This is a genomic window from Klebsiella sp. PK18, assembly GCF_057784655.1.
This window is the reverse complement of sequence record NZ_CM173493.1, coordinates 5,504,363-5,516,307: the sequence shown is the minus strand read 5'-3', so window position 1 is coordinate 5,516,307 and position 11,945 is coordinate 5,504,363. Positions and strand designations below refer to the sequence as shown.

Genomic DNA, 11,945 nt, shown 5'->3' with positions numbered 1-11,945 from the left:
GGTCCCGGACTACAGGCTGCCTGCGTGCGCCGGGCAGTCCCCTCTCCCTTGGGGAGAGGGCCAGGGTGAGGGGGAAATTAACATCGTCTTCGCTGCATCATCCGCCGGGTCATAATCGGCAGGGAGATCACCACGATCAGCATGGCGCCGATAATCACCGACATCACGATACCGGGGACGTTCAGCAGGCTCAGGCCGAAGGTCACCAGCCCCATCAGAAAGGCGGCAATGATCACCCCGGGCATGCTGCCGGAGCCGCCGAGAATATTGACGCCGCCGAGCACCGCCATGGTGACAACCGCCAGCTCCCAGCCCATCGCCAGGGTAGGGCGGGTACTGCCGAGCCGTGAGGTCAGCAGGACCGCCGCCAGCCCGGCCATCAGCCCGACCAGCGCGAACAGCACCAGGTTATGACGCTTAACATTGATCCCCGAAAACCAGGCGCCGGTCGGGTTATTGCCGATGGCGTAGGTCCGGCGACCAAAGTTGGTTTTATGCAGCAGGAAGGTGAAGGCGGCCGCGAGGAGGATAAACAGCGCAAACTCAAAAGAGAGCGCCCCCCACACGTAGCCCTGGCCGAACCAGGCGAAGCTCTCCGGATAGTGATTGAGCGCCTGATCGCCCAGCAGGATATAGGTGATGCCGCGATACAGGCTCATGGTGCCGATGGTGATCACAATGGACGACAGGTTAAAGCGAGTCACCAGCAAGCCGTTGAACAGGCCGCACAGCAGACCTACGCCCAGGCCGATGACCACCAGCAGCGGGGTGTCCACCCCCGCTGCCGCGCAGAAGCCCATCACCGTTGAGCTGAGCGCCATCGTCGAGGCCACCGACAGATCGATTTCCCGGGCGATAATCAGCATCGCCATCGGCAGGACGACGATCGCCTTCTCGGTAAAGGTAAAGGTCGCGTCCGAGAGGTTCCAGATATTGAGGAAGTACGGGGAAGCCACCGCGTTGCCGATAAATACCGCCAGGGTGACCGCCAGTAAAAACCCTTCCCAGCACAGCAGGCGGCGCAGCGGCGACGGCGCGGCCGGGGCGTTTTTCATCTCTTCAGATACCATCATCTTGCTCATGATTTTACCGCCTGTTTCTGTCGGGCTAACGCCGCGTTGCGCAGGATTAACCGCCCGTGACCGCGATTGCCGCGCTCGTTGAGCAGCACCGCCATGACGATCACCGCCCCGGAGATCGCCATTTGCCAGAAGGGCGAGATGCCGATCACCGGCAGGGCGTTATTGATGACCCCGAGGAACAGCGCGCCGCACAGGCAGCCCAGCACCCGTCCGCTTCCGCCCATGGTACTGATACCGCCGATCACGCAGGCCGCGACCACCTGCAGTTCAAAGCCGTTCGCCACGTCGACATAGGCGACGGCGAAGCGCGAGATCCACAGATAGCCGCAGAAGCCGGCCAGCGCGCCGGAGAGACAGAAACTGACGAACTGCATTTTTCCGGCGTTAATGCCGGTGTAGTACGCCGCCGTCGCGTTGCCGCCTGCGGTGTATAAGGCCCGGCCGGTGCGGCTGTAGCGCAGGAAATAACCCACCAGCAGCAGCGCGGCGATGGCGCACCAGCTCAGAAGCGGTAATCCCATGAGCGTGCTGCGCGGCAGACTGAGAAAATCAGCGCTCATCTGATGTGAGTTAACCCAGCCGCCGTCAGTCAGCAGGAAGATAATGCCGCGATAAATGCTCATGGTGCCGAGGGTCACCACGATAGCGGGAATGCCGAGGCGCCAGACCAGCAGGCCGTTAATCATCCCCATCAGCAGGCCCAGCAGGGTTGCCAGCGCCAGCAGCGCCACCACAGGAATACCCGGATAGTGGGCGTTAAGCAGGGCGACGATCATCCCGGTCAGCGCCAGGTTGGCGGCCATCGACAGATCGATGCCTTTGGTGAGCAACACCATCATCTGGCCGAGGGCGAGGATGATAAGGATGGCGGTATCGTTAAACATCTCCACCAGATTGCCCGGTGAAACGAACGACGGCGCCCGGCTGCCGATGGCGCCGATCATCAAAATGATGACCACCGCCAGCAGCGCTTCGCGATGTTTAAGCCATGCGTGTCCCATCATGCCGCCTCCTGGCCGATGCCGCTGGCCGCGCTAACGATGGTTTCCGCTGTCGCTTCACCGGCCTGGTATTCGGCGACCATCAGCCCTTCGTGCATCACGATAATCCGGTCGGCCATGCCCATCACTTCCGGCAGCTCTGACGAGACCATAATCACCGCCAGTCCCTGGCTGACCAGCTCGGACATAAACTGATGCACGGCGGCTTTTGAGCCGATATCGATGCCTTTGGTCGGCTCGTCGAGGATAATCACCTCGGGATGGGTCGCCAGCCATTTGCCGATCACCACTTTCTGCTGGTTGCCGCCAGAGAGGGTCTCCACCGGCTGCCGCCAGCTGAAGGCTTTAACCTGCAGGCGCGAGGCGTACTCGTCCGCCAGCCGCCATTCCCGGGCGTCGTTCAGGACGCCGTTAGGATTGAGCTTGCTGAGCTGCGGCAGACTGATGTTCTGGGCGATGGGCAGGGCGATGATCGCCCCCTGTTTCTGCCGCTCTTCCGGCACGCAGACGATGCCCGCGCGGATGGCGTCGGCGGGCTGGCGAAAGCGCATGGGGCTGCCGTTCAGGCGGATCTCGCCGGAGGAGGGACGCGAGACACCGGAGAGCGCCTGCATCAGCTCGGTGCGTCCGGCGCCCACCAGGCCGTAAAAGCCGAGAATTTCGCCCTTGCGCAGGCGGAAGCTGATATGGGCAAACTCGGTAGGATGACAGAGATCGGTCACCTCCAGCACCGTTTCTCCGGGCGTGCAGTCGATTTTCGGGTAGGTTTGGGTGATCGCCCGGCCCACCATCATCGACACCATTCGCTCTTCGGTGATGTCGCTTATCGCCCCGGAGCTGACGTACACCCCATCGCGCAGGATGGTGTAATAATCGGCCAGCTCGAAAATTTCATCGAACTTATGCGAGATAAACAGGATCGCTTTGCCGTCCTGCTTCAGACGCTCAACGATGTGATAAAACTCCAGGATTTCATGCTGGGAGAGGGCGGCGGTCGGCTCATCGAGGATCACCACCTGGGCGTCGAAAGCCAGCGCCCGGGCAATCGCCACCATGTGCCGCTGGGCGATGCTGAGGGTTTTCAGCGTGGCCCGCGGGTCGATCTGGACTTCCAGCCGGGTGAGGATCTCGCTGGCTCTGCGGTGCATCGCCGGCCAGTCGAGCGTTTTTAACAGTCCCTTATACAGATACTGGCCGACGAAAATATTTTCACTGACCGAGAGTTCGTCAAACAGCACGGTTTCCTGGTGAATGGCGGTGATCCCTACCTTATGCGCCGATTCCGGCGTTGGCAGATGAATAGGGATCGCTTTATAGAGGATCTCGCCCTCTTCGGGCTGATAAATACCGGTCATCACTTTGACCAGCGTGGATTTCCCCGCGCCGTTTTCGCCGATTAAGGCGGTCACTTTGCCGGGCCAGAGATCAAGCTGCACGTTCTCAAGGGCGCGCACACCGGGAAAAATCTTGGTGATCCCCTTCAGCGACAGCAGTGGCGTTGATGCTGACATGATAGTTCTCCACAAAAATCACCCCTCACCCTAACCCTCTCCCCAAAGGGGCGTGGGAACGGTCCGGCGTCCGCTGGCCACATCGTGCAGAGGACCAGCCTTTCCCCCTCTCCCTCCGGGAGAGGGCCGGGGTGAGGGAACAAGGGTTAGAAAATTTTCGAGAACTTATCGATGTTGCTCGCATCGTAGACGAACGGCTCGGCCATCGCGCCATTCCCCTCAGCATCCAGCTTCACTTTGCCCAGCTTGCCCATACTGGCTTCGGTTTTGGTCGCCGTGCCTTTGACTAAATCGTCGGCCAGATAGGTGGCGGCGTAGCCCAGGTCAATCGGGTTCCAGATGGCGAAGCTTTTGCTGGCGCCGGACTTGATCGCGCCGGCCATTTCCGACGGCAGCCCCAGCCCGGTGACATAGACTTTGCCGATTTTGCCCTGATCCTTCACCGCCTGCGCGGCGGCAACAATGCCCACCGATGACGGCGAAACAATGACTTTCAGGTCCGGATATGATTTCAGCAGGCCCACCGCTTCGCGGTAGCTTTTATCCGACAGATCGTCCCCGTAGGCGACAGTGACCAGCTGTACGGACGGATACTGCGGCAGCACCTTTTTCATCTCCTCAATCCAGATGTTCTGGTTAGTGGAGGTTGGGGTGGCGCTTAACACGGCCACTTCGCCTTTCTCAACGTTCAGCGCCTTCAGCGCATCGGCGGCGAGCTTGACGTTGGTTTCGCCAATTAAGGCGTTATTTGAGGGGTTAAGATGGATCTGGCGGCCTGCCGGCGCCACGCCGGAGTCCCACGAGACCACCTTGATGCCGCGCTGCATCGCTTTTTTCAGCACCGGTACCACGGCGTCCGGATCGTTGGCGGAAATGGCGATCGCATCCACCCCCTGGGCGATCAACCCGTTCAGCACGTCGATCTGCGCTTCGGCGGTGGTAGTGGTCGGGCCGGTGTAGATCACTTTGACATCACCTAACTCTTTGGCTGCCTGTTGGGCGCCAACGTTGGCGGCTTCGAAGAAGCCATTTCCCAGCGATTTCGCCACAAGGGCGATTTTAACTTCGGCTAAGGCGGAACCGGACAACGCCAGGGCGGCAACGGTGAGGATCAAGCTTGTCTTTGTTTTCATTGCTTTTACTCCACATGAGTTAGTTTTGTAGGGTTTGCAGGTGATATTTCGCCCCGTCTCGGTGAGCGGGGCGCGATGTTGTTATGGATAAAGATCTAAAGCGGACTGCAGCGGCTGCACGTTGAAGCGTTTGCCAAGGGCGATAAGCTCTTCGCGGGTGATGGTCTGCTTCATCCCGCCCATCGACAAGACTTTCACCAGCACTTCGGCGGACTTCTCGGCGGTGTCGATCAGGCCGAAGGTCTCATCCAGCGTGGGGCCGCTGCCGAAGACGCCGTGGAATGGCCACAGCACCAGTGAGTGTTTTTGCATGGTTTCGGCGGTCGCCTGGCCGATTTCATCGGTGCCCGGCACCATCCACGGCAGAATGCCGACGCCGTCCGGGAAGACCACCAGACATTCGGTGCTACCTTCCCACAGCTTGCGGGTGAACAGATCGCTGTGGTTCTCCAGAACATAGGTTAGGGCGATCAGGTTGGTGGCATGGCAGTGCATGATCACCCGGTCTTTGCCGCCGGTCAGTTTGATGCGCTCGCTATGCGACAGGAAGTGTGCCGGCAGCTCGGAGGTCGGTACGGCATCCTCGGTGAGGCCCCACAGGATATGGTATCCCGCGCCATCGCTGTCGACCTTTACCACGCCGAGGTTAGCGGCCGGGTCGAGCTGGACGTTACGGAAGAATTTGCCGGAGCCGGTGACGATAAATGGCTGGTTGGCCAGGATTGGCATCGGCTGGCTGAGGGCGATGTAGCGCGGTTTGGCGTGGAAATCCGCCGCGTAAGGTTCGATATCCGCTTCATCCAGACGCAGCGTCAGGTTGCCGCCGTTGCGTTCGTCCCAGCCTTTCAGCCAGGCGTCGGAGGTGGCTTTGATCATGCCCTGGACGAACCAGGCGTCGATAATGGTCTGCATAGTCTTGTCTTTCCTGTTGATTTGGTGGGGGTAGCCCCTCACCCTAACCCTCTCCCCACAGGGGAGAGGGAACTGTTCGGTGCGCTCTGGCAACATCGCGCAGTTCGTAGCCCGGGTAAGGCGTCAGGTTCGTAGCCCGGGTAAGGCGTCAGCCGCGACCCGGGAAAGCCCGTGCATTACCCGCGCTGGCTCAGAACCGCATTCTCATAAGCCCGCACGTTGTCCAGCCACTGACTGCCCGCCGGAGTGTCGTGACGCTGACAGTACATCTCCCAGATAGCCTGCCACGGCAGCGATTTTTGCTCTTCGAGCAGCGCCAGGCGGGCGGTGTAATCGCCGTCGTTCTCCAGCTGACGAAGCTGAGCAGTTGGTTCCAGCAGGGCGCGCAGCAGCGCTTTTTTCATATTGCGGGTACCAATCACCCAGGCTGCGATGCGGTTGATGGAGGCATCGAAGAAGTCGAGGCCGATGTGCACGCGGTCAAACAGGTTATGGCGAATGATTTCACTGGCGATGGCCTGGGTTTCATCATCCAGCAGCACCACGTGGTCGCTGTCCCAACGTACCGGGCGGCTGACGTGCAGCAGCAGGCGCGGGATGTAGAGCATGGCGGCAGAGATTTTGTCGGAGATCACTTCCGTCGGGTGGAAATGGCCGGCATCGAGACACAGCGCCGTCTGGCGGCTGGTGGCGTAGCCCATATAGAACTCGTTGGAGCCGACGGTGTAGCTTTCGGCGCCGATGCCGAACAGCTTGCTCTCCACGGCGTCAATATGGTGCGCCGGGTCGAGCTTCTCGCTGATCACTTCATCAAGGGCATTCAGCAACCGCTGGCGCGGCGCGAAGCGGTCAACGGTAATATCTTTCATGCCGTCCGGCACCCAGATATTCATCACCGATGGGGTACCCAGCTGTTCGCCAAAATAAGCGGATACGCGACGGCTGGCTTTGCAGTGGTCGATCCAGAACTGGCGGATCTCATCGTTGGCGTGCGACAGGGTAAAGCCGTCGGCGCTCAGCGGATGCGAGAAGCAGGAGGGGTTGAAATCCAGCCCCAGTTTGTTGGCTTTCGCCCACGTAACCCAGTTTTTAAAGTGCTCCGGCTTAATCTCATTGCGCGCTACCGGCGCGTCGGATTCCAGGTAAATAGCGTGCAGGTTGAGACGCTTTGGTCCCGGGATCAGGCTCAGCGCCTGCTCAAGGTCGGCGCGTAGCTCTTCAGCATTGCGCGCTTTGCCTGGGTAGTTGCCGGTCGCCTGGATGCCGCCGGTCAGGCTTCCCGCCGGGTTTTCGAAACCGGCGACGTCGTCACCCTGCCAGCAGTGCATGGAGACGGGCAGACGGTCCAGCTGGCGCAGGGCCTCCTCGACATCCACGCCGACGGCGGCGTAGCGCTGCTTAGCAATTTCCCAGGCTTGTTCAAGTTGAGTGGTCATGCGCAAAGCTCCTTGGTCTGTTGTGGCTGAAACTGCGCCACGAAACGGGCAATTTCACTATCAGGATTGGGGGTAAAAGCGGTGAGCGCCGCGTTGTCGCGCACCACTTGACGAAACTCATCGACATTGGCCAGCTCGTCGAGGGTCATTAACTGGATGCCGATATTGCCGAGGGTGGAGGCTTCTATCGGGCCGGCCACGACGGCGATCCCGCAGGCGTCAGCGCACAGCTGGTTAAGCAGCGCGTTCTGGCAGCCGCCGCCGACGATATGCAGCTGGCTGAAGGGCTGGCCGCGCAGCGCCGCCAGCTCGTTAAGCACCCGGGCGTAGAGCAGCGCCAGGCTGTCGAAAATGCAGCGCGCCAGTTCGGCATCGCTTTCAGGAACCGGCTGCCCGGCGTCGCGACAGGCGGCCTGGATCTCGGCGCTCATACTGGCCGGGTTGATAAAGCGGTCATCGTTGCAGTCAATTATGAAGCGGCACGCCGGTAGCGCGGCGGTGCGGGCGATCAGCCCCTGCAGGTCGCTGACGTTTTGCTCTTTTAGCACCCGCTGCAGCAGCCACAGGCCCATGATATTTTTCAGCACCCGATAGCGGCCTTCGGCTCCGCCTTCGTTGGTGATATTGGCCTGCAGCGCCGCGTCGCAGGTGTACGGCGTCAGGCTTTCAAACCCCATCAGCGACCAGGTGCCGGAGGAGAGATAGGCGGCATGGCGGTCGGCCAGCGGGGAGGCGATCACCGCGCTGGCGGTGTCGTGGCTGGCGACAGCGACTACCGGAATTCGGTTACCCTGCGGGCAGATCCAGTGGCCTATCACATTGCCGGGGTGGGTCGGCTTTCCGAACCACGCCAACGGCGCGCCGGTCCAGTTCAGCAGCGTCTCATCCCAGCTATCGCTGTTAATATTGACCAGCTGGGTGGTGGTGGCGTTGGTATATTCCCAGTTCAGATTGCCGGTCAGGCGGAAGCTGAAATAGTCGGGGATCAGCAGGGCATGGGCAGCCTGACTGACCAGCTCCGGCTGCTGCTCCACCAGAGCGCGCAGCTGATAAAGCGTGTTAAACGGCAAAAACTGAATGCCGCTGCGGCGATAGATTTCCGCCCGGCCCAGCTGCGCTTCAGCGTGACGCAGCAGGCCCTGGGTGCGGTCGTCACGATAGGAAATCGGCAGCCCGACGCGCTGGCCCTGCTTATCCAGCAGGACATAATCTACCCCCCAGGTATCGATGCCGATACTGTCTATTAGAATGCCCTGCTCACACACTTTCTCCAGCCCGCGGCGGATCTCGCCTTCCAGGCTATCTACATCCCAGCAGTCGAAGCCGTCTACTTTCTGCAGGCTGTTGGTGAAGCGATGAATTTCGCGCAGCGTCAGGGCGCGCGGCCCGGGCTGATAGCTGGCGAGCATCACCCGCCCGCTGGAGGCGCCTAAATCGACAGCGACACAATGACGAATACTCATGAAACGATCCTTCTTAAAATCATTGTCCGCAGTCTAAAAAAGGCCGTTTACTGACACCTTCTCGCTACGGACAGCCAAAACTGGCCGCTGGCAAGAAAGCAAAGGTGACCGTGAGGGACATCACAGTTTGCGGTTTTAGGGGGTGGCGAGGGGGATGTGATGGCCTCCGCAGTTCCGCATCTTTCCGGCTGATTCTTGAAAAAGCGGCAGGATTTACGAATTTCGCGGTCAAAAATTGAAGGCCGGATAGCCAACCCTTCATTACTATCAGCCGGTGACTGATAATTTTTCTCATTACGAGGGTGGCATCATGACCATATTGCACAGTACGGATTTCTTTAAGGCCGGGATCTCGACGGTGGCTATTGAACCCCGCCTCCCTCAGTCGGCCTTTCCGGAACATCACCATGATTTCCATGAAATTGTCATCGTGGAGCAGGGCACGGGTATTCACGTCTTCAATGGTCAGCCCTATACCATCGGCGGCGGTTCGGTCTGCTTTATTCGCGATCACGACCGGCATCTGTACGAGCATACGGATAACCTGTGTCTGACCAACGTGCTCTATCGCGCGCCGGATGCGTTTCGTTTTCTCGCCGGGGTCAGCCAACTGCTGCCCCAGGAGCAGGAGGGGAACTACCCATCGCACTGGCGGGTGAACCAGACGGTCCTGCAGCAGATTCGGCATATCGTGGCGCAGATGGAGGCCATGGGGAGCGAAACGGATACCCATGCCGTCGCCAGCCGTGAGATCCTGTTTATGCAGCTGCTGGTGCTGTTGCGTAAAAGCAGTCTTGCGGAAGAGGCTACCAACAATGATGCGCGGCTGAATCAGCTGCTGGCCTGGCTGGAAGATCATTTTGCCCAGGAGATCTGCTGGGAGGAGGTGGCGGCGCAGTTTTCGCTGTCGCTGCGTACCCTGCACCGCCAGCTGAAGCAGCAGACCGGCCTGACGCCGCAGCGCTATCTTAATCGGGTGCGCCTGATGAAGGCCCGGCATCTGCTGCGCCACAGCGATGAAAGCGTGACTGATATCGCTTTTCGCTGCGGCTTCGGCGACAGTAACCACTTTTCGACGCTTTTTCGCCGCGAATTTGACTGGTCGCCACGCGATATCCGCCAGGGCCGCGACGCCATTCTTCAGTAACGCGAGAAGAGTCAACGTATTGCGGGCTAAAAACGCGAATAATGCGCCCTTATCCGCGTTTGGAGTGTGAGCCGTGGCCGGTCTGATTCTACGTAAAGAGGAGTTTTTCCCTTCCGCCACGCAGGCAGTGGCGGTGGCTGACCGCTACCCGCAAAATGTTTTTGCCGAGCATACCCACGAGTTCTGCGAGCTGGTGCTGGTGTGGCGCGGCAACGGGCTGCACGTCCTTAACGATCGCCCCTGGCGCATTACCCGCGGCGATCTGTTCTATATTCGCGCCGAAGATAAACACTCCTATGCTTCGGTTAATGATTTAGTCCTGCAGAACATCATCTATTGCCCGGAGCGGCTGCAGCTCAATTTTGACTGGGCGGGGACGATCCCTGGCCTCTTTGGCACGCCGTGGAAGCCCCACTGGCGCATGGGCAGCACAGGTATGGCGCAGGCGCGCCAGGTGATTAGCCAGCTTGAGCATGAGTGCGCCCGGCGCGACGCGCAGGGAAATGCGATGGCCGAACTGCTTTTTGCGCAGCTGGCGCTGACGTTGCAGCGCCATCGCTACGCGACGGATGATCCCGCGGCGACGCAGCGCGAAGCGCTGCTGGACAAACTGCTGGCCGCGCTGGCGGCCAGCCTCAGCCGCCCCTTTGTTCTGGAGCGTTTCTGCGAGCAGGAGGGCGGCAGCGAGCGGGCGCTTCGCCAGCAGTTTCGCCAGCAAACCGGGATGACCATCAATCACTATTTACGCCAGCTGCGGATCTGCCATGCGCAGTATCTGCTGCAGCATACCGAGCGCTTAATCGGCGATATCGCCATGCAGTGCGGCTTTGAGGACAGTAACTACTTTTCGGTGGTTTTTAGCCGGGAAATCGGCATGTCGCCGGGGCAGTGGCGGCAGCGCAGTCGCGCCGCCGCCTGAAGACCGTCGTTGTCTGGCTTATGACCCGGTGGTTAACTGGCCATTCCCAGACCGACGATATTGGCGGCGATGATGATCACCACGCAGCCGAGGCTCAGGACGCTCACCGGACGACGACCGGCGTTGTTCCACTCCTTCAGCACCAGACCCACCAGACCGCCACACAGCACGTAGAAACTCATGTGCAGCATCCAGCTCATATAGTCATACTGCGCCGGAATGCTGGCATGGCCCCAGGCATAGAAGAAGAACTGGAGATACCACATCAGGCCGCCGAGGGCGGAGAGCAACAGGTTGCTGATGATGAGCGGTTTAGCCAGCGAAAAATCGGCTTTGACTGACAGACTCTTCACTTTCGCCAGACGAATAAAGCAGAAGCCGAGGTTGACCAGCGCCCCGCCGCCCATAATGACTACGTAGCTTGGCAGCGCCGCGTACAGCGGGTCGACGCCGAGCGCTGCGGCGGCGTCATGCATCGGTTTGGCGGCGTTCATCGCGAACGACATCCCTGCCGAGAAGATGCCGCACATCACCGCCAGCAGAAGCCCTTTCTTCAGATTGAACTCTTCGGCTTTGATGCCCATTTTGCGCTCTTTCAGCTGGCCCGCGCGGGTGACGATGCCGACGCCAACTACCGCCACCAGCACGCCGAGCAGCGTCATTTGACCGCCCTGGGTGTGCATCAGCACTGCAAACTGACCGTTAATAATCGGCGTCATCAGCGTGCCGACAATCAGCGTGATGCCAATGGCGATGCCTATTCCCATCGACATGCCGAGATAGCGCATGGTCAGGCCATAGTTGATATTACCGATGCCCCACATGGCGCCGAACAGAAAGACCGGCAGCAGCGTGGAGGCGTTAAAGGAGCGGTAGTAGGCCCAGAAATCGGGTAACAGCGTGGCGCTGATGGCCCAGGGCAGGATCAGCCAGGAGACGATCCCTCCAACCGACCACATGGTTTCCCACGACCAGTGTTTTACTTTTTTGAACGGGGCATAGAAACAGGCGGCACTGGCGGCCCCTATCAAATGCCAAAAAATACCCATCGTAATCGCGTGGTTCATTGATTTTATCCTCATCTTTTTTTATCGGAGACGGCGGCTTCCGATGTGATGAGTGTAAAAATTAGCCGCTTTGGCCGCCTTCAAGCCGTTGCCACAGGATGGCGAACCCTGGCAACCATGGGCTTAATTAGTTGTTCTACATCACAAAATGACGGGTATTTCTTCTGGTTATATCCATATGAAAAATACGGCATTGATAAGCATTTTCAATACCATTTAATTAACTATAATGGACAAACTGCTTACGCGGCGTTAACACTTGAGCCGCTCGACA

The 11,945-nt window shown here is 59.6% G+C and carries 10 protein-coding genes; 2 read left to right on the top strand and 8 right to left on the bottom strand.

Going from position 1 to position 11,945, the window contains the following annotated elements; translation table 11 throughout:
- Positions 1 to 77: 77 nt before the first annotated feature.
- From AC3EMD_RS26965 to rhaB, 7 genes are all read right to left on the bottom strand, one after another.
- Positions 78 to 1,082, bottom strand: coding sequence for an ABC transporter permease (locus AC3EMD_RS26965; RefSeq protein WP_012969223.1), 1,005 nt, complete (start codon positions 1,080 to 1,082; stop codon positions 78 to 80).
- Positions 1,079 to 2,086: an ABC transporter permease gene (locus AC3EMD_RS26960; protein ID WP_008807886.1), complete on the bottom strand. Its 1,008-nt coding sequence runs from the start codon at positions 2,084 to 2,086 to the stop codon at positions 1,079 to 1,081. The genes AC3EMD_RS26965 and AC3EMD_RS26960 overlap by 4 nt, the downstream gene beginning before the upstream one ends.
- The gene (locus AC3EMD_RS26955; protein WP_016162048.1) at positions 2,083 to 3,594 is read right to left on the bottom strand and encodes a sugar ABC transporter ATP-binding protein; all 1,512 of its coding nucleotides are present in this window, start codon (positions 3,592 to 3,594) and stop codon (positions 2,083 to 2,085) included. Before AC3EMD_RS26955 ends, AC3EMD_RS26960 begins: the two co-directional genes overlap by 4 nt.
- 146 nt (positions 3,595 to 3,740) lie before the next feature.
- Positions 3,741 to 4,727: a rhamnose ABC transporter substrate-binding protein gene (gene rhaS / locus AC3EMD_RS26950; protein WP_008807884.1), complete on the bottom strand. Its 987-nt coding sequence runs from the start codon at positions 4,725 to 4,727 to the stop codon at positions 3,741 to 3,743.
- 81 nt (positions 4,728 to 4,808) lie between these two features.
- Complete coding sequence (gene rhaD / locus AC3EMD_RS26945) at positions 4,809 to 5,639, bottom strand: rhamnulose-1-phosphate aldolase (protein WP_008807883.1); 831 nt, start codon at positions 5,637 to 5,639, stop codon at positions 4,809 to 4,811.
- Between the two features lie 176 nt (positions 5,640 to 5,815).
- Complete coding sequence (rhaA, locus tag AC3EMD_RS26940; protein WP_012543272.1) at positions 5,816 to 7,075, bottom strand: L-rhamnose isomerase; 1,260 nt, start codon at positions 7,073 to 7,075, stop codon at positions 5,816 to 5,818.
- The gene (gene rhaB, locus AC3EMD_RS26935; protein WP_302073862.1) at positions 7,072 to 8,538 is read right to left on the bottom strand and encodes a rhamnulokinase; all 1,467 of its coding nucleotides are present in this window, start codon (positions 8,536 to 8,538) and stop codon (positions 7,072 to 7,074) included. The genes rhaA and rhaB overlap by 4 nt, the downstream gene beginning before the upstream one ends.
- A 310-nt stretch (positions 8,539 to 8,848) precedes the next feature.
- Between rhaB and rhaS (AC3EMD_RS26930) the strand changes: the two genes are divergently transcribed.
- Positions 8,849 to 9,685, top strand: coding sequence for an HTH-type transcriptional activator RhaS (rhaS, locus tag AC3EMD_RS26930; RefSeq protein ID WP_302073861.1), 837 nt, complete (start codon positions 8,849 to 8,851; stop codon positions 9,683 to 9,685).
- A gap of 73 nt (positions 9,686 to 9,758) precedes the next feature.
- On the top strand, positions 9,759 to 10,604 hold the full coding sequence (gene rhaR, locus AC3EMD_RS26925) for an HTH-type transcriptional activator RhaR (RefSeq protein ID WP_008807878.1): 846 nt from the start codon (positions 9,759 to 9,761) through the stop codon (positions 10,602 to 10,604).
- Between the two features lie 32 nt (positions 10,605 to 10,636).
- Here the strand turns inward: rhaR and rhaT are convergent, their stop codons facing one another.
- Complete coding sequence (gene rhaT / locus AC3EMD_RS26920; RefSeq protein WP_172871719.1) at positions 10,637 to 11,671, bottom strand: L-rhamnose/proton symporter RhaT; 1,035 nt, start codon at positions 11,669 to 11,671, stop codon at positions 10,637 to 10,639.
- Positions 11,672 to 11,945 lie beyond the last annotated feature (274 nt).